This window comes from Clostridium sp. D5 (genome assembly GCF_000190355.1).
GTDB classification, from domain to species: domain Bacteria; phylum Bacillota; class Clostridia; order Lachnospirales; family Lachnospiraceae; genus Faecalicatena; species Faecalicatena fissicatena_A.
The window spans coordinates 398,964-417,684 of record NZ_GL870810.1; the positions used below are offsets into that span (position 1 = coordinate 398,964).

The following is an 18,721-nucleotide window of genomic DNA, read 5'->3' on the forward strand; positions in this document are numbered from 1 at the left end:
GACTGGAAGATGCTTTTTTTTAATTGTGACTACACGGAAGGCGCCCATCCAAGGGTGATGGACAGGCTTTTAGAGACGAATATGGAGCAGACGGACGGGTACGGGGAAGATCCGTACTGCGAACGGGCCAGGGAGATTATAAGAGAACTTTGCGGGGACGATACGCTGGATGTTCATTTCCTGGTTGGGGGGACACAGACGAATCTTACGGTTATTTCGGCTGCGCTGCGGCCGCACCAGGGGGTCCTGGCGGCGGAGTCGGGACACGTTAATGTGCATGAGACGGGGGCCATTGAATCATGCGGGCATAAGGTGCTGGTGCTTCCCTCGGGGGATGGGAAGATCACGGCACAGCAGGTAGAGGAGGCATATAGAGACCATATTGCGGATGACAGTTTTGAGCACTGTGTGCAGCCGAAGATGGTATATATCTCGAATCCGACGGAGATGGGCACGATATATAAAAGGGCTGAGCTTGAGGGTCTGGCTGGTGTGTGCAGGAAAAACGGACTGTACCTTTTTATGGATGGGGCAAGACTGGGGTATGGACTGTCCGCAGCAGGTAATGATCTGGATCTGAAAGGAATAGCCGGGCTGTGTGATGTATTTTATATCGGCGGAACAAAAGTGGGCGCTTTATTCGGGGAAGCCGTGGTGATATCAAATCCGGGACTAAAAGAGGATTTTCGCTATATTATGAAGCAGAAGGGGGCGATGCTGGCAAAGGGCAGACTTCTGGGGCTGCAGTTCCTGGCGCTTCTGGAAGACGGACTGTATTTTGAAATTGGCAGGAGGGCCAATGAACTGGCGGACAAGATCCGGGATGCCTGCAGGAAGGCGGGATATCCGCTTCTGGCTGAAAATACAACCAATCAGGTGTTTACGATTCTGCCAGATGATAAGCTTGATGAATTGAAAGAGAAGTATGTTTTTAGTTATCAGCATAGGGTGGATGACGAGCACAGCGCAGTGCGGTTTTGTACCAGCTGGGCGACAGCAACGGAGAATGCGGGAGCACTTGCAGATGATATTTCAGGAAAAGGAGAATGAAGATGAAAGAAGATAACAAAAAAGTGTGGACCCGAAGAGAGATTGTACATGAGATACTGGAATACTCCAAGGTGATTATAGTTGCCGCCGCCTTTTCTGTTCTGCTGAATAAGACGCTGATTACCAATGCGCAGGTTACCTCTGGTTCTATGGAGAATACGGTGATGACCGGAAGCCGTGTGTTTGTCAACCGGCAGGCATACCTGTTCCAGGATCCACAGAGAGGTGATATCATCTCCTTTTATTATCCGGATGATGGCGAAACGGAGTATATGAAACGGATTATCGGACTGCCGGGGGAAGAGATCGAAGGCAGGGACGGCGCAGTCTATATTGATGGGGGTATGCTGGAAGAACCTTATATAAGGGAAGTATCCTATGAGGATTTCGGTCCTTATGAGATCCCGGAAGGTTCCTATTTTATGATGGGCGATAACCGTACTAATTCCTGGGATTCCAGATACTGGCTGAATAAGTTTCTTTCCAGAGATGCGATCATTGGAAAAGCGGAATTTGAATACTACCCGGAGATAAAGTCATTTCACTGACAATAATGACAAAGGAATATAAAGTGTTTTGGAGAGGACAGGAGACTATATGAAGGTATATTTCGATTCATCCCTGTGGTGCACAAAAGGCCGGAAACCATGCAAAGTCCGGCGGGATATAGATGCAGTGTTTAAGGATGGGGGACTGACGCGCTATGTCCCCACAGTATACTGCTTTCAGCAGGGGCTTGTTTTTGATATTCTGACGATAGTGGAAGAGAAAGCGATTACTGAATATTATGAGAAATACAAAGATTTGGAGAAAAAAGCGGACACACTTTCCGATATACAGATACAGAAAATCAGTCAGGACAATCCGTATCAGGATGTGTGCCTGAAGGAAATCTGGCTGAACGGGAAACAGGAACAGCATTTAACCTACAGCAGTACGGGATATCTGCCTGTGATCCGGGAAGAGGAGGAACACAGCGCGATCCGGGAAATCAAAGAGGCTTATTCCGATTATCTGGGCGGTACAGAAAGCTTCTTCTGCCAGCGGGTATGCGCAGAGACAGAACGGGATTTTACTTTAGATTCATTGAATAGAATTCAGATGGAAGTAGCCGGAAAACATGAGGTATATGTTCTGGATCAGGAAACAATGGCAGCACCGGGAGAAGAACACTGTATGCAGTTTATCCATCCGGTGACAGGTGTCAGCCATAGGGTTTATATTTATGATGTGCAAAATATGGGAGCCCCTGAAGTTTTTGACGGCAGGCTGGAATACACTCTTGCAACGGCAGAAATCGTGCCCGGCCTGGGGAAAGATGAACAGCTAAAATTTGATGCGTCTATGTCCTATATATCGACAGGTACAAAGAAGGGGGCAGTGTCTGTAATTGGCGGCCAGTCAGGACCTGTGTCCATATTCTTTGCAGGGAAGAGGACAGAACAGAAGAGCAGGTACGGCGGCAACATGCAGCCCTGTTTTTCAAAACCGTATTGGAAAGAGGCGAGGGATTCCATGTCCGGCAGGTTCCGCATTACAGGACTGGAATGCCTTGTGGAGGAGGAAAAGGTCATAGATTTATTTCCCTGCAGGCAGTGAGCCGGACGGCCTGACGCTGGAACTTCACGAATAACTTAAAGAGCCATTCAAATGAGAAGTAAGAAGAGGAGGCAGAGTATGAAGATATTGGCAGTGATTGATATGCAGAATGATTTTATTGACGGAGCACTGGGAACAGCGGAGGCACAGGCGATTGTATCCAGAGTAATAGATAAAATCAAAAGATTTGACGGCAGAGTTCTGGCAACCAGGGATACCCATGGGGAAGATTACCTGGATACCGAGGAAGGCAGGAAGCTCCCAGTGGTGCATTGTGTTCGTGACACACAGGGCTGGCAGATTCATGCGGATATCGAAGCACTTCTTACGGAACAGCCCATTGATAAACCGACATTCGGCAGTCTCGGCCTGGGGCAGGTATTGTCGGCGTATCAGAAGTATCAGGAACCGATTGAGAGTATTACCCTGATCGGCGTGTGCACGGATATTTGTGTGATATCCAATGCACTGCTATTGAAGGCATATATGCCCGAGGTTCCGGTGATTGTGGATGCTTCCTGCTGCGCAGGAGTAACGCCGGAAACGCACAGACAGGCGCTGGAGGCTATGAAAGTCTGCCAGATTAACATTGTAAATGAATAAACTGTATCAAATATTTAGAATCAAACGAGAATAAGGAGAGCAGGAACATGGAGAATTTTCAATATTATACTCCCACAAAGGTTGTATTTGGCCGGGGGACAGAGGCTGAGACAGGAAAGCTGATACAGGAATACGGCTGCAGCAAAGTTCTGGTGCATTACGGCAGCGGAAGTGTAAAAAGGACAGGGCTTCTGGAACGGATCTGCCGGTCACTTGAAGGTGCCGGGATCGCATATATTACCCTGGGTGGTGTCGTGCCCAACCCCCATCTGTCTCTAGTATATGAAGGGATTGAACTGTGTAAAAAGGAAGCGGTTGACTTTATCCTGGCCGTAGGCGGCGGCAGCGTGATTGATTCGGCAAAAGCAATCGGATATGGCGTGGCGAATGAGGGCGATGTATGGGATTTTTATGACCGGAAGAGACAGGCAGAGGCGTGTCTTCCGATAGGAGCCGTCCTCACAATCGCGGCGGCAGGTTCAGAGATGAGCGATTCCTCTGTAATCACAAATGAAGAGGGCTGGATAAAAAGAGGATACAGTAGTCAGTATGGCAGGCCACGTTTTGCGGTTATGAACCCGGAACTGACGATGACGCTTCCGGAATACCAGACCATGAGCGGCTGCGTGGACATTATGATGCATACGCTGGAGCGTTACCTGAACCGTTCACAAAACATGGACCTGACGGACGGAATCAGCGAGCATTTGCTGCGTACGGTGATGAAACATGCGGCCATTCTCCTGAAAGATCCGGAGAATTATGATTCAAGGGCGGAAGTCATGTGGGCGGGAAGCCTTTCCCACAATGGACTGACCGGATGCGGTACAGACGGAGGAGACTGGGCTTCCCATCAGATCGAACATGAGCTGGGCGGCATGTTTGACGTTGCACACGGCGCAGGTCTGGCGGCAGTGTGGGGCAGCTGGGCGAGATACGTAGTATCGGAAAGGCCCGGGCGTTTTGCAAAGCTGGCTGTAAATGTCATGGGGACTGCTGACTGTGGAGATGATATACAGACTGCGTTAAAAGGAATTGAAGCCATGGAAGATTTTTACCGCTCCATCAATATGCCTGCATCGTTGAAAGAGCTTGGCCTGGATCCTACGGACGAACAGCTGAGAGAGATGGCGGAGAAGTGCTGTTTCTGGGGCAGAAGAACTGTCGGCTGTGTGAAGGCGCTGGAAGCGGAAGACGTTTATAAAATTTATCAAGAGGCCAGATCCTATGAATAGCAGAGAAAAGTGGCTGGATTGGGCGGTTGAGCTGCAGAGCATCGCGCAGGGGGCGCTGTATTATTGTAAAGACAAATTTGATATCGAACGTTTTGAACGGATACGTGAAATTTCCGCGGAAATGCTGAGTCTTCAGACGGAGATTCCGCTGGATAAGGTGAAGGATATCTTTTGCGATGAGAAGGGCTACCAGACTCCGAAGCTGGATACAAGGGCCGCAATTTTTAAGGACGATAAGATTCTGCTTGTGCAGGAAGCAAACGGTACCTGGTCTCTGCCTGGAGGCTGGGTGGATGTAGGTCTGTCTGTGAAAGAAAATATTGTGAAAGAGGTCAAAGAAGAAGCCGGGCTGGATGTGACGGCCGAGATGGTGATTGCTGTCCAGGACAGAGAAAAGCACAATCAGCCGCTCTATGTCTACCGGGTATGCAAGATTTTCCTCCTCTGCAAAGTGACAGGCGGGCAGTTTGAGGAAAATCTGGAGACTGTGGACAGCAGGTATTTTGAAATAGATGAACTGCCGGTTCTGGCAGAGGAAAAGAATATAAAAGAGCAGATCATCATGTGCTTTGAGGCATATCATACACCGGGATGGAAAACTTATTTTGACTAAAGGACAGGAAAAGACGCTTGACGCTGCCAGGCGCATAAAAGCAGCGATCGGGATAGTGGAATGGGAGTAATACAGGAGGGAATGTGATGGGCAAAGTAAGAAAAATTATACTGTGGGTTTTAAGTGTATTGACTGGTGTGGGGATTGTGTTCAGCGGTATCTGTATCTGGCTGCAGAGTAAAAGGAACTTTTCTGTGTCCATAATCGGCGGCACAGATGGCCCCACCAGTGTATTTATTGCTGGAAATGCAAGGGATTTCACAACCTTATATATGGCAACGGTTTTACTGATTCTGGTGACTGCGTTTGCGTTCTGGCTGATGAGCGGGATCCCCCTGTGGGACAGAACAGAGGTATTCTTTACAATGGACATGGGAGAATTTTCCCGGGCTGAAAAGATTCTGAGCCGTCATAAGATTCCCTACAGGTCAAAGATTGTACGGCATACTACAAGGAATAATCAGATGCTGGGCAGAATCGGGGAAAATGAAAACTGTAATGCAACATATGCAGTGTACACAGAAAAAAAGAATGCAGAGGAGGCAAGATACCATTTGAGTCAGGAAATGGGCCGTCAGGAATAATGGGAACAGATAAAATATTAGCAGAAGAAATTGCATATGCAAGACAGGATGAGATGCCGGTTGAAAACCGGAATTATAAAGATGAGACAGTGACAGGTGCGGACATACATAAAGTGGAATTCATGGCAGTAACGTTTGAAAGGTGCAGGTTTGTGGACTGCGATTTCTCGGGAGCAGGATTTTACCGCACTCAGATGGAAAAATGCGATTTTTCCAATTGTATATTCAGCGGAAGTTATTGGAAAGATAGTAAGATCATCGAATGCAAAGGAAACGGCAGCAGGTTTGACCACGCAGTTTTGAAGAAAACTTGTTTTCTGGATACGCAGCTTAACATGGCCAATTTCGGACAGAGCCTCTGGGAAGGCTGCACGGCGGAGATGTGCGGTTTCCGGGAGGCATTTTTCTCGGAGGTGAAGCTGAAAAAGACCGGATTTTCCAAATGTGATTTCACAAAAGTTGATTTTTTCAGGACACTGCTCAAAGGGATTGACTTTTCGGACAGTACAATTGAAAGCATTATGGTGTCGGATGGATACCGGGAAGTTTCAGGAATGAAGATTAATATGTTTCAGGCGGTGGAGATGGCAAAGCTGCTGGGCGTAAAGATTGTTTAACAGAGGAGCACAAAATAGATGAAGATAGATCGACTAATTGGAATTTTATCCATCCTGCTCCAGCAGGAGAAGGTAACGGCCCCCTATCTGGCGGAAAGGTTCGAGGTATCCAGGAGGACAATCAACCGGGATATCGAGGCACTGTGCCAGGCCGGCATACCGCTGGTGACAACACAGGGAAGCGGGGGAGGCATCTCCATTATGGAAGGTTACCGGATCGACAGGACGCTGCTTACTTCTTCGGATATGCAGGCCATACTGGCGGGGCTTCGGAGTCTGGACAGTGTAGCCGGAAGCAGCAGGTATCAGCAGCTGATGGACAAACTGTCCGTTGGCAATTCTTCCGTGCTGAAATCAAATCAGCATATCGTGATCGACCTGTCCTCCTGGTATAAGGTGTCGCTGGCGCCCAAAATAGAACTGATCCAGTCTGCGATCGACAGAAAAGAGAAGATACTCTTTGATTACTATGGCCCGGGCGGCGACAGCAGCAGGAAGATCGAGCCATATCTGCTTGTCTTTCAGTGGGCCTCCTGGTATGTATGGGGATATTGCCTTGACAGAGAGGATTACCGGATGTTTAAGCTGAACCGGATGCTTGAGTTAAAAGCGGCAGGGGAGCGGTTTGCAGGGCGAAGCCTGCCCGAGTTCCGGATCGAGAACGAGGCGGTATTTCCCGCGCGGCTGCAGGTGAAAGCACTGCTTGAGCCGTCCATGAAGTGGCGGCTGATTGAAGAATATGGGATTGAAAGTTTTCAGGTGCAGCCTGACAAAAGACTGCTTTTCCAGTTTGGCTTCATGGACAAAGAAAGCGTGTTTGGATGGCTTCTGAGCTTTGGAGACAGGGCAGAGCTTCTGGAACCGGCCGGCCTGCGCGGTGAGATGCGGGAAATGCTTCAGCGCATGACGGAAAAATATAAAGATTAATTTGTTCTCTAAATGTGACATATAGATGTCATGTTCTGTATGTTAAACTCTTATTATAAAAAATAGTAAGGCTTGTCGCATGTAAGTGACCAAAGGACGGTCACTAAGAGCTCATAGCTATAAAAAATAGTAAGGCTCGAAAATACCTTGCCAACTATTTTTCATGCATCGCACATAAGTGACCAAAGGACGGTCACTAAGTGCTCATAGCTATAAAAAAAGAAAGAGGGAAATGAAAATGGAATATGAAATCTTATATATGGAAGAAAAGAAAGCAGCAGGACTGGCTGCCAGAACGAACAATACGTCTCCTGATATGGGAGCCGTGATCGGAGGGCTCTGGCAGCGTTTTTATGGGGAGGGCATCTATGAGATGATCCCGGGGAAGGTAAATGGCAAGGCTCTGGGAATTTATTCGGAGTATTCGGAAGATGAAAAAGGAGATTATACTATAACAGTGGCATGTGAAACAGACGGAAATGGTGAATTACCGGAAGGAACTTTGGTTACCGTGATTCCGGCAGGAAAATACGCCAGATTCATTGTAAAAGGAGATCTGCACGAGGCGGTGGCACAATTCTGGCAGCAGCTATGGGACATGGATTTGCCCAGAACATATGTGTGCGATTATGAGGAATACCAGAACAGCGATATGGAGCAGGCGGAAATTCATATGTATATAGGAGTGAAATAAATGGCATCCAGTTTAGAATATGTAAAGTATGTGACCGGACAGCTGGACCAAGCTGGCAGTATCACCTATAAGAAACTGTTCGGCGAGTACGGGCTCTGGCGGGACGGCAAATTTTTTGGAACAGTGGAGGACAACCAGTTTTATGTGAAAATGACCCGGGCAGGGCATGAGATGCTGCCGGATGCAGAGCCGGCTGCCCCTCACGGCGGGACTCCGGGAATGTATCTGGTGGAAGAGCTGGAAGATACACTGTTTTTAAAAGAGCTGGTCGAGAGAACCTGTGAGGAACTGCCCGAACCAAAGAAAAAAACGGCGGGAAAGAAGGCAAAGAAAAATGGATAAAGTAGATTACAAAAAAACAGACAAAGAATTGTATTTTCCAAAGAAAACTCCGTCGGTTATCGAGATACCGGAAATGGTCTTCATAATGACGGATGGGAGAGGAAATCCGAACACATCAGAAAGCTATGCCCAGGCAATGGAGATCATGTACGGCCTTTCTTATACGATCAAGATGAGCAAAATGAAAGGAAATCAGCCGGCAGGTTATTTTGAATATGTGGTGCCGCCGCTGGAAGGTTTTTGGAGTGTGGAAGGAACGGAATTCGATGGACTGAATATCACGGACAAAGACAAGTTCTGCTGGACCTCTATGATACGCCAGCCGGAATTTGTGACAGAGGAAGTTTTTGAATGGGCCAAAGAAGAGCTGAGAAAGAAGAAGCCGGAACTGGACTTTTCCGCAACCAGGCTGGAGCGGTTCACAGAGGGCCTGTGCTGCCAGGTTATGCACCTGGGTCCTTATGATGATGAGCCGGCTACGATCATGAAGCTGGAAGAATATATCCGGGACAACGGATATATGACTGATATTACGGATGAGAGGCGGCATCATGAGATCTATCTGGGGGATCCCAGAAAGACAAAACCGGAAAACTTAAAGACAGTGATCCGGCATCCGATCAGGAAAATATAGGAAAAAATTTTAAAACTTATAAGCTGATAATCATTTTTGAGTACACCTTGAAAACAGCAAAGATACGGCGATAGACTGGCGTTCATTTAGACTGCCTTCTAGTTTTGGGGACAGGACAAAATGCCCCAAATTCCTTGACAAATCAGGAAATGTGAGTAAAATAAGACAAAACAGGAGTAACTAACACGCACACGAATGATTGGAGTTTTAGTGATGAAAGCAAAACATAACAGTCTTGACATCATGAATCAGTTTAATCAGACTCTGCCGCTTGCTGACAGCGTTGTTTTTGTGCCGTGCGTTCCAAGTCCCCTTGGGGTATGCGCATAGTATAAAAATGAATAATGACAGTAAAGAGGATATCGTTGTGCTGATCGTTTGATATGGATAGAATGCAAAGGATGGAGGTATGGCTATATGCTTCCATCCTTTTTCTGTGGAGGGCCTGTGGGAAACCGGAGATGTTTCCGGGGCATGAAAGCTCACAGTTAAGCTATTGAACGGGAGAGACGGAAAGTATCCGGCTCTCCTTTTATCATCCTGAAAATGTATCGGCAAATCCCAAAAGGCATTCCGTAAAGTCTGTCCCGGAGGGAACCAAAAGGAAGATGAGGAAGGTTAAACATTATGGATAGAAAAGAGATTCTGCAGAATAAGAAAAGAGTAGTAATAAAAGTAGGGACGACTACGATTACGTATGACGAGACTGGAAATATTAATCTGGATAAGCTGGAAAAGTTCGTAAGGATACTGATTAATCTGCGCAACAAAGGAAGGGAGGTAATCGTGGTATCTTCCGGGGCTGTGGGAATCGGAAGAAATGTGCTGGGACTTCAGCAGAAACCAGAGACCGAAGCTGCCAAGCAGGCATGTGCGGCGGTCGGACAGGGAAGACTTATGATGATCTATGAAAAATTGTTTAACGAATACAGCCAGCTGACAGCACAGGTTCTTTTAACAAAGGAATCCATCACAAATGAGGAGTGCCGCAAGAATGCCCGCCAGACCTTCGATGAGCTGTTCCGCATGAAGGTGGTTCCGATTGTAAATGAAAATGATGCCATATCTGTGGATGAACTTTCATATGGTAACTTTGGAGACAATGACACGCTTGCGGCATATGTGGCAAGACTGGTGGATGCGGATCTGCTGATCCTGATGTCCGATATAGACGGTCTTTACACAGATGATCCAAAGAAAAATCCAAATGCCAGATTTATCCATACGGTGGTAGGCATTGATGAACAGCTGGAACAAATGGCGAAAGGAGCTTCCAGCGATATGGGAACAGGCGGAATGGCCACGAAGATCGGTGCGGCAAAGATTGCGACAGCATCCGGTGCAGACATGGTGATCGCCAACGGTAAAAATATTTATGCCATCAACGACATTATGGCGGGCAAAAAGATTGGCACTTTATTTTTATCAAGAGAGCATGGGATCGAACTGGAGAATGAACTGGCCCCGGAACGGGCACAATACCGCAGGCAGGTAAAAAAACAAAAAAAAGATAACCAGAGAGAAGACGAGACAAAACCACAGTATCATATGGAACAGGAAACAATGGGAGTATCAATGAATCTGATAGGAGGCAGTTATGGGCAGTTATATGGAAACATTGGGTAACAGGGCAAAAACAGCATCCCGGGAGGCGGCGTCACTGGGTACGCAGGAGAAGAACCGCGGCCTTCTGTCTGTAGCCGAAGAGTTATGCCAGCAGACAGAGCGGATATTAGAGGAAAATGAAAGAGATGTCGCAGCGGCGGAAGAAAACGGTATGAAAAGTTCTCTGATTGACAGGCTGCGCCTGACAGAACAGAGAATTCAGGATATGGCGGAAGGACTGAGACAGATTGCGCAGCTTGAAGATCCTGTAGGGGAAGTGCTGTCTATGAAAAACAGGCCGAATGGCCTTAGGATAGGGAAAAAGAGAGTACCGCTCGGCGTAATCGGGATTATCTATGAATCCCGGCCAAATGTAACGGCAGATGCATTCGGACTGTGTTTTAAAACGGGGAATGCAGTTATACTGCGGGGAGGCAGCGACGCGATTAACTCCAACAAGGCAATTGTGCATGCCGTGAAGGAAGGCCTCAGAAAAGCAAAACTTGCTCAGGATCTGATTCTGCTTGTAGAAGATACCGGGCGGGAGACCGTGTATGAGATGATGAAGCTGCATGGATATATTGATGTGCTGATACCAAGAGGCGGGGCGGGGCTGATCTCCAGCGTGATCCAGAACAGTACCGTGCCCGTGATCGAGACAGGTACCGGTAATTGCCATATCTATGTAGATGAGTGTGCGGATCTGAACATGGCGGCAGACATCATCGAGAATGCAAAGACACAGCGGATGGGCGTATGCAATGCCTGCGAATCACTGGTGATACATGAGCATGCGGCAGCCCAGGCAATCCCTATGATAGTGAGCCGCCTGAAAATGCACGATGTAGAGATCAGAGGAGATGAGAAGGCCTGCGGGTACAGTGAGGATATCGTACCGGCAACGGAAGACGACTGGGGAACGGAGTATCTGGACGCAGTGATATCCATAAAAGTGGCAGATTCTCTGGATGCAGCTATCCGGCATATTAATACTTATAATACGGGCCATTCCGAATCTATTATAACCGAGAACTATGACAATGCGCTCCGCTTCCAGGATGAGATTGATGCCGCGGCGGTCTATGTGAACGCCTCCACCAGATTTACGGATGGGTTTGAGTTCGGGTTTGGTGCGGAGATTGGTATCAGTACACAGAAACTGCATGCACGGGGACCTATGGGGCTGGAAGCGCTGACTACGACAAAATATATTATATTTGGGAATGGGCAGACCAGAAAATAAAGGCTGTGGAGGATGGGGACGCTAAGAAACCGTGAAGCATGACCCCTGCCGGGAGCATATCTGCCATTTTAAAAATCCGCTCCGTTTACGTAAGAGGCCCTAAAGGAAGAAACATAGAAAATAGCGGTCCAGCGGCATGCACCCCGAAATTTGATAATTTCAGGGCTTAGGCCGCTTCAGAATTTGCCGTGATACGACAAATTCTGCCCACTATTTTCTATGTTTCTTCCTTAAGGGCCTCTAGCGTAAACTCTAGGACTTTTAAAATGGCAGATATGCTCCCGGCAGGGGTCATGCTTCACGGTTTCTTAGCTGGTACATCCGGCCGGCAGGAATAGTTCATTTACTGGGGGACTCTGAATCGTGGCAGCGTATGAATTCGCTTGATGGAACTTAAAGGTTACAGTAAATGGTTAATTGTATAACAGTTGTGTTTTGCAAATACAGAAAGTAAAATAATTTATGAATAACACTTGCATAATATACATTTTGGATGTATAATTATGCAAGTGTTATTCATATTCATGGTGAGAATGTATACTACAGCACAGCGTTTTACTGTCGGCATGTATTTGCTATGAGAAATCGGGCAAACTCTTTACTTCATTGTTAAAGTGGTATATGATTATGAACTAGAAGCGGGAAAGGAAGTTATACATATGATTAAAGTGGGAATTATCGGATCTACAGGATATGCGGGCGGGGAGCTTGTGAGGATTTTGACGGCACATAAAGATGCAGAAATTATCTGGTATGGGTCCAGAAGTTATATAGACAGAAAATATGCAGATGTTTATCAGAATATGTTTCAGATTGTGGATGCGGTCTGCATGGATGATAATATGGATGAACTGGCGGAACAGGTGGATGTTATATTTACTGCCACGCCGCAGGGGTTGTGTGCCTCTCTGGTTAGTGAGGCGGTTCTGTCTAAGGTTAAGATTATTGATCTGAGCGCGGACTTTAGAATTAAGGATGTCTCTGTTTATGAAGAGTGGTATGGGATTGAGCATAAGAGTCCTCAGTTTATTGAGGAAGCGGTATATGGGCTTTGTGAGATCAACAGGGAAGATGTGAAGAAGGCGAGACTGGTGGCGAATCCGGGGTGCTATACGACATGTTCTATATTGACGGCCTATCCACTGGCGAAAGAGGGGCTGATTGATATGAGTACCCTGATTATTGACGCCAAATCCGGGACTTCGGGGGCCGGAAGGGGCGCCAAACTTCCGAACTTATATTGTGAAGTGAATGAGAATATTAAGGCTTATGGTGTGGCAACACACAGACATACGCCGGAGATTGAGGAACAACTGGGATATGCGGCGGGTGAGGATGTGGTGCTGAATTTTACGCCTCATCTTGTGCCGATGAACCGGGGAATTCTGGCTACGGAGTACGCAAAGCTTTTAAAAGATGTGACTTATGAGGAAGTCAAGGCAGTTTATGATAAGTATTATGCGGACGAGAAATTTGTCCGTGTTCTGGATGAGGGTGTCTGCCCGGAGACAAAGTGGGTGGAAGGAAGCAATTATGTGGATGTTAACTTCAAGATTGATAACAGGACCGGACGTATCATTATGATGGGCGCTATAGATAATCTTGTTAAGGGTGCAGCGGGCCAGGCGGTACAGAATATGAACCTGATGTTCGGCCTGAAGGAATCGGAAGGGCTGGAACTGGTGCCTAGTTTTCCGTAGGCGGCAGAGATAGTGCCAAAAGAGAGTGAGAGGAAGAGACGATGGTACGGACAATGACAATAGAGGATTATGACGGCGTGTATGCCCTGTGGAAAAAAATCAGGGGGTTCGGTCTGAGGAGCATAGATGACTCCAGAGAAGGTGTTGGCAGGTTTCTGAAAAGGAATCCCACAACAAGCGTGGTAGCAGAAGAAGACGGCCGCATCGTAGGAAGCATTCTGTGCGGGCACGACGGACGGAGAGGGTGCCTCTATCATGTATGTGTGGATGCTGCATACCGAAGGCGTGGTATTGGCAAGGCCATGGTTGTAAAGGCGATGGAAGAGCTGCGCAGGGAAGAGATCAGCAAAGTGTCTCTGATTGCATTTACAAAAAATGATGTGGGAAATGCATTCTGGAACACGATTGGGTGGACCGAGAGGCTGGATTTGAATTATTATGACTTTGTCTTGAACGTAGAAAACATTACTGCATTTAATGAACAGTAACAGCAGAATATAATTATAAAAAATAAGCAGTGTGTAATAAAGAATTACACAGGAAAGGAATCGGGAATGGAAATTATCAAAGGCGGAGTCACCGCAGCAAAAGGATTTGAGGCAGCGTCGGCCGCAGCCGGCATCAAGTATCAGGACAGGACAGATATGGCACTTATATATAGTAAAAAGCCGTGCAAAGTAGCAGGCACATTTACGACGAATATAGTGAAAGCAGCACCCGTAAAGTGGGATAAAAGCATAGTGGAAAGCAAAATTAAGTCCCAGGCAGTGATTGTGAATTCAGGGATTGCCAATGCATGCACAGGGGAAGAAGGATACGGATACTGCAAGGAGACCGCGGATGCAGCGGCAAATGCGCTTGACGTGAAAGCGGACGGAGTATTGGTGGGATCTACAGGCGTCATCGGGATGCAGCTGCCCATTGAAAAGCTAAAAGCGGGAATCACAAAACTTGCAGCCGATAAAAAAAGTGAGATAGAAAACGGCACTCTGGCGGCAAAAGCAATTATGACGACGGATACTTTTGAGAAGGAAATTGCAGTCTCAATCCAGGCGGGCGGCAAGACCGTGACAATCGGTGGTATGGCAAAGGGATCCGGCATGATCCATCCAAATATGTGCACCATGCTTTCCTTTATAACAACGGATGCGGCGATCTCCAGAAAAGCGCTGCAGAAGGCTCTGAGCGGGGATGTGGAAGAGACGTATAATATGATTTCCGTGGATGGAGATACTTCTACAAACGATACCGTGCTGCTTCTGGCAAACGGGATGGCCGGAAATGATAAGATCAAATACGGAACAGAGGATTATGAAAAATTTGCAGAGGCGCTTCACATGGTGAATGAATATCTCGCGAAAAAGATTGCCGGAGACGGAGAGGGTGCAACCGCTCTGTTTGAAGTGAAGGTGACAGGTGCATCTACAAAAGAGCAGGCAAAAGTACTTGCCAAGTCCATTGTATGCTCAAATCTGACAAAGGCGGCAATTGCGGGACACGATGCCAATTGGGGACGTATTTTATGCGCCATGGGGTATTCCGGGGCACAGTTTGACCCTGAAAAAGTAGATCTGTATTTTGAAAGCAAGGCAGGCAGAATTCAGATCATAGAAAATGGTACGGCAGTCACTTACAGCGAAGGAAAAGCCACCGAGATACTGTCACAGCCTGAGGTGACAGCGACAGCAGATATAAAAGAAGGCGAAGAAAGCGCAACAGCATGGGGCTGCGATCTGACCCATGGTTATATTGATATCAATGCGGATTACCGCAGTTAAGGAAGAACTGTATACGCAGTAAGGAGGATGTTATGAACGAGAACATGCAGCAATATCTGGAGAAAGCCCAGGTATTAATTGAAGCGCTCCCCTACATTCAGCGATTTAACCGTAAGATTATTGTAGTAAAATACGGTGGAAGCGCAATGGTGGATGAGGAACTGAAAAGACAGGTTATTGAAGATGTTACGCTGTTGAAGCTGGTCGGATTCAAGCCGATTATTGTACACGGCGGCGGAAAAGAAATCAGCAGATGGGTCGGTAAAGTGGGGATGGAACCTCATTTTATGAATGGTCTGCGCGTCACGGATGCGGATACGATGGAAGTGGCGGAGATGGTGCTCGGCAAGGTAAATAAGAGCCTGGTACAGCTGGTGGAAGAGCTGGGTGTGCGTGCGATCGGAATCAGCGGCAAGGACGGCGGGCTTCTAAAGGTAGATAAAAAACTATCCAATGGCGAAGATATCGGATTCGTAGGGGAAGTCAAAAAAGTCAATGCTGAGATCCTCTATGACCTTCTGGAAAAAGATTTCCTGCCGATCGTCTGCCCGGTGGGAATGGACGATGAATATAATACATACAATATCAATGCAGATGATGCTGCCTGTGCAATTGCACGTGCAGTAGAAGCCGAAAAGCTGGCGTTTCTGACGGATATTGAGGGCGTGTACAAAGATCCGGATGACCCCAGGACGCTGATCTCCGAGCTGCGGGTGGATGAAGCACAGAAGCTGATGGATGATGGCTACATAGGCGGCGGCATGCTGCCAAAGCTGCAGAATTGCATTGATGCCATCGAACACGGCGTTTCCAGGGTACATATTCTGGACGGAAGGATCCCGCACTGTCTGCTGCTGGAGATTTTTACGAACAGAGGGATTGGAACCGCTATATTAAATGGTGAAGAAAGCAGGTATTATCATGGTGAACAGTAAGATACAGGCAGGGGAAGAGAACCTGCTGCATGTATACAACCGTTTTCCCGTAGCGCTGGATCATGGGGAAGGCATGTATGTTTACGATACGGACGGCAAAGAGTATCTTGACTTTGCTGCAGGGTTTGCAGTTACAGGGCTGGGGTACAATCATAAAAAGCTGAACGAAGCGCTGAAAGCACAGATCGATAAGATCTACCATATTTCAAATCTCTATTATCATGAGAACTGCGGAGAGGCGGCAAAGGAACTGAACCGTATATCAGGCATGGACAGAGTTTTCTTTACGAACAGCGGGAGCGAGGCAAACGAGGGTGCTCTTAAGGCAGCAAGGCGGTATGCATATACAAGAAAGACCGGCAGGTACGAATTCATTGCAATGGAGAACTCCTTCCACGGAAGAAGCTTCGGAGCTGTTTCTGTTACCGGGCATGATTCCTACAGAGAGCCTTTCGAACCGGTAGTGCCGGGCGTGCGTTTTGCAAAGTTCAATGATCTGGACAGTGTGAAGGCCCTGGTGAATGAAAAGACCTGTGCCGTCATATTGGAACCCCTCCAGGGAGAGGGCGGAATCAATCTTGCAACGCAGGAGTTCATGGAAGGAATACGGCAGATTTGTGACGAGAATGGTATCCTGATGATTTGTGACGAGGTACAGTGCGGCATGGGGCGTACCGGCAGCATGTTTACCTGGCAGGGCTTCGGTGTGAAACCGGATATTCTCACGATGGCAAAGGCAATCGGTAACGGAATACCTGTGGGGGCATTCGCCATGACACAGGAGGTTGCGGATGATTCTCTAAAACCGGGCGATCATGGAGCAACCTATGGCGGAAATCCGCTGGCATGTACTGCAGTTAAGACGGTCATAGAAATATTTGAGCAGGAACATATCCTGGACCATGTTAATGAAGTCTCCCCGTATCTGGTTAAGCGCCTGGATGAGCTGACTGAAAAATGGGACTGCATTCTTGGAAGAAAAGGAAAAGGACTAATGCAGGGGCTTGCATTTGACAGACCTGTGGCAGAAGTGAACCAAAGAGCAATCAAAGAGGGATTGCTGGTAATACAGGCAGAAGGCAATGTGATCCGTCTTCTTCCGCCGCTGATTGTGGAAGAAAAACACATCGACGAGATGGTGCAGCGGTTTGAGAGAGTCCTTGAAGGACTGTCTTAAAACACACTGTATACTGAGGAAAATAATAATTTACACGAAATAAAAACCAGTCATTGGGACATACTATAGAAAAGCAGAAGAGAAACTGCAGGAGGTATGAGGATATGATTGGTTTTTTTATTGCGCTGTTATCAGGTGCATTGATGAGTGTACAGGGGGTTTTTAATACTCAGGTGACAAAGACGACGGGAATGTGGGTCGGCAACGCCTGGGTACAGCTGTCTGCATTTCTCGTGTGTGCAGTAGCATGGTTTATTACGGGCCGCGACAGCATAACCGCAATTGCCAGGGTAGAACCCAAATATATGCTGCTGGGTGGAGTGATCGGCGCAGGAATTACATGGACAGTCATAAAAAGTATGTCTGCACTGGGGCCGGCGAAAGCAGCCCTGCTGATTGTGATTGCACAGCTGATTGTCGCATATGCGATTGAGTTGATGGGGTTATTTGGTGTCGATAAGGCTCCTCTGGACTGGCGGAAAATCGGCGGGCTTGCCCTCGCACTGATCGGAATTGCCATATTTCAGTGGGAATGACCATAATGTCTTAATAAAGATGTAACAAAAACGTAAAAATATGTATTGTAATTTAAACTATTATTCGTTACAATATTAATGTCCGGCGAGGGGATTCTCAAACAGCCTGAAGACTGTGAGGGAATTATGAAGGACAGATGGGTAAAAAAGGTCTGCAGGTTTTTCTGTGCGGCCTGCGCTGCGGTACTTTTAGCGGCAGGGTGCGGAAAAGAAAAGGCAGATTCTTTATCAGAGTTGGAACTGGAGCAGAATGAAGCAGAGGAGACAGCAGAGGAAGCTGTACAGCAGGAGGAATCCGGTACAGTTTTTGTTTATGTCTGCGGTGCGGTGAATGCTCCGGGGGTATATGAATTAGCTGGTGATGCGCGGGTATATGAGGCGATTGCACTGGCAGGCGGCTTGAAGGATGCAGCGGCAGGGGAAGCTTTAAACCAGGCCAGTACAGTAACGGATGGGGAGCGCATATATATACCGACGGCGGAGGAACTGGAAAAAGGGATTGTAGACGGCCAGACGGCCGAAGTAACAGGAACGGATAATCAGGGAAAGATAAATATTAATACGGCTGCAAAAGAGGAACTCAAGACACTGCCCGGCATCGGAGATGCCAAAGCCGACAGCATTATTTCCTATCGTGAAGCGAACGGGGGATTTCAGACTGTGGAGGAGCTGATGCAGGTTGAGGGAATCAAAGAGGGAGTATTTAATAAAATAAAAGACAGAATAATAAGCTGATGGTAACTGTTCGAAACAGGGCTGTACATGAAAGATACAGTCTGTGTGAAGACATGGAACATGCGGCAGCAAACCCATCGCCAGTGGCGGAATTTGTGGGCTTGCGGCGTATCT

At 47.4% G+C, this 18,721-nt stretch carries 21 protein-coding genes; all 21 read left to right on the forward strand.

Translation table 11 applies throughout. The annotated features are described in order from the left end of the window. Window positions 1-9 precede the first annotated feature (9 nt). Complete coding sequence (locus tag HMPREF0240_RS08165; protein ID WP_009002966.1) at window positions 10-1,050, forward strand: aminotransferase class I/II-fold pyridoxal phosphate-dependent enzyme; 1,041 nt, start codon at window positions 10-12, stop codon at window positions 1,048-1,050. 2 nt (window positions 1,051-1,052) lie between these two features. Then, window positions 1,053-1,598 carry a signal peptidase I gene (gene lepB / locus HMPREF0240_RS08170; RefSeq protein ID WP_035312654.1) on the forward strand — a complete coding sequence of 182 codons (546 nt, stop codon included), beginning with the start codon at window positions 1,053-1,055 and terminating at the stop codon, window positions 1,596-1,598. A 49-nt stretch (window positions 1,599-1,647) separates the two neighbouring features. Continuing rightward, entirely contained in the window at window positions 1,648-2,649 is a 1,002-nt protein-coding gene (locus HMPREF0240_RS08175; protein ID WP_009002968.1) for a hypothetical protein, read from the forward strand. Window positions 2,650-2,727: 78 nt separating this feature from the next. After that, on the forward strand, window positions 2,728-3,252 hold the full coding sequence (locus HMPREF0240_RS08180; RefSeq protein WP_009002969.1) for an isochorismatase family cysteine hydrolase: 525 nt from the start codon (window positions 2,728-2,730) through the stop codon (window positions 3,250-3,252). A 47-nt stretch (window positions 3,253-3,299) separates the two neighbouring features. Continuing rightward, window positions 3,300-4,487 carry an iron-containing alcohol dehydrogenase gene (locus tag HMPREF0240_RS08185; RefSeq protein WP_009002970.1) on the forward strand — a complete coding sequence of 396 codons (1,188 nt, stop codon included), beginning with the start codon at window positions 3,300-3,302 and terminating at the stop codon, window positions 4,485-4,487. After that, window positions 4,480-5,100 carry an NUDIX hydrolase gene (locus tag HMPREF0240_RS08190; protein ID WP_009002971.1) on the forward strand — a complete coding sequence of 207 codons (621 nt, stop codon included), beginning with the start codon at window positions 4,480-4,482 and terminating at the stop codon, window positions 5,098-5,100. The genes HMPREF0240_RS08185 and HMPREF0240_RS08190 overlap by 8 nt, the downstream gene beginning before the upstream one ends. Window positions 5,101-5,186: 86 nt before the next feature. After that, entirely contained in the window at window positions 5,187-5,684 is a 498-nt protein-coding gene (locus HMPREF0240_RS23385) for a hypothetical protein (RefSeq protein WP_050794508.1), read from the forward strand. Continuing rightward, window positions 5,684-6,301 (forward strand): pentapeptide repeat-containing protein, encoded by a 618-nt coding sequence (locus HMPREF0240_RS08200; RefSeq protein ID WP_009002973.1) that lies wholly within the window; start codon window positions 5,684-5,686, stop codon window positions 6,299-6,301. Before HMPREF0240_RS23385 ends, HMPREF0240_RS08200 begins: the two co-directional genes overlap by 1 nt. 18 nt (window positions 6,302-6,319) lie before the next feature. Next, window positions 6,320-7,228 (forward strand): YafY family protein, encoded by a 909-nt coding sequence (locus tag HMPREF0240_RS08205; protein ID WP_009002974.1) that lies wholly within the window; start codon window positions 6,320-6,322, stop codon window positions 7,226-7,228. A gap of 238 nt (window positions 7,229-7,466) precedes the next feature. Beyond that, window positions 7,467-7,922 (forward strand): GyrI-like domain-containing protein, encoded by a 456-nt coding sequence (locus HMPREF0240_RS08210; RefSeq protein ID WP_035312655.1) that lies wholly within the window; start codon window positions 7,467-7,469, stop codon window positions 7,920-7,922. Continuing rightward, window positions 7,923-8,264: a TfoX/Sxy family protein gene (locus HMPREF0240_RS08215; RefSeq protein ID WP_009002976.1), complete on the forward strand. Its 342-nt coding sequence runs from the start codon at window positions 7,923-7,925 to the stop codon at window positions 8,262-8,264. Next, window positions 8,257-8,898, forward strand: coding sequence for a GyrI-like domain-containing protein (locus HMPREF0240_RS08220; RefSeq protein WP_009002977.1), 642 nt, complete (start codon window positions 8,257-8,259; stop codon window positions 8,896-8,898). The genes HMPREF0240_RS08215 and HMPREF0240_RS08220 overlap by 8 nt, the downstream gene beginning before the upstream one ends. Before the next feature lie 627 nt (window positions 8,899-9,525). Next, window positions 9,526-10,524, forward strand: a complete 999-nt coding sequence (gene proB / locus HMPREF0240_RS08225; RefSeq protein ID WP_009002978.1) for a glutamate 5-kinase — start codon at window positions 9,526-9,528, stop codon at window positions 10,522-10,524. Further along, the gene (locus HMPREF0240_RS08230; RefSeq protein WP_009002979.1) at window positions 10,496-11,746 is read left to right on the forward strand and encodes a glutamate-5-semialdehyde dehydrogenase; all 1,251 of its coding nucleotides are present in this window, start codon (window positions 10,496-10,498) and stop codon (window positions 11,744-11,746) included. Before proB ends, HMPREF0240_RS08230 begins: the two co-directional genes overlap by 29 nt. Window positions 11,747-12,405: 659 nt before the next feature. Further along, a complete protein-coding gene (gene argC / locus HMPREF0240_RS08235; protein ID WP_009002980.1) occupies window positions 12,406-13,446 on the forward strand; it encodes an N-acetyl-gamma-glutamyl-phosphate reductase in 1,041 nt (346 codons plus the stop codon). 41 nt (window positions 13,447-13,487) lie between these two features. Further along, entirely contained in the window at window positions 13,488-13,934 is a 447-nt protein-coding gene (locus HMPREF0240_RS08240) for a GNAT family N-acetyltransferase (RefSeq protein WP_009002981.1), read from the forward strand. A 66-nt stretch (window positions 13,935-14,000) separates the two neighbouring features. After that, window positions 14,001-15,224, forward strand: a complete 1,224-nt coding sequence (gene argJ / locus HMPREF0240_RS08245; protein ID WP_009002982.1) for a bifunctional glutamate N-acetyltransferase/amino-acid acetyltransferase ArgJ — start codon at window positions 14,001-14,003, stop codon at window positions 15,222-15,224. A 32-nt stretch (window positions 15,225-15,256) separates the two neighbouring features. Further along, window positions 15,257-16,159: an acetylglutamate kinase gene (gene argB / locus HMPREF0240_RS08250; protein WP_009002983.1), complete on the forward strand. Its 903-nt coding sequence runs from the start codon at window positions 15,257-15,259 to the stop codon at window positions 16,157-16,159. Then, window positions 16,146-17,336: an aspartate aminotransferase family protein gene (locus HMPREF0240_RS08255; RefSeq protein WP_009002984.1), complete on the forward strand. Its 1,191-nt coding sequence runs from the start codon at window positions 16,146-16,148 to the stop codon at window positions 17,334-17,336. Before argB ends, HMPREF0240_RS08255 begins: the two co-directional genes overlap by 14 nt. A 104-nt stretch (window positions 17,337-17,440) precedes the next feature. After that, window positions 17,441-17,872 carry a DMT family transporter gene (locus tag HMPREF0240_RS08260; RefSeq protein WP_009002985.1) on the forward strand — a complete coding sequence of 144 codons (432 nt, stop codon included), beginning with the start codon at window positions 17,441-17,443 and terminating at the stop codon, window positions 17,870-17,872. A gap of 126 nt (window positions 17,873-17,998) precedes the next feature. Continuing rightward, window positions 17,999-18,607, forward strand: coding sequence for a helix-hairpin-helix domain-containing protein (locus HMPREF0240_RS08265; RefSeq protein WP_035312656.1), 609 nt, complete (start codon window positions 17,999-18,001; stop codon window positions 18,605-18,607). Window positions 18,608-18,721: the final 114 nt, after the last annotated feature.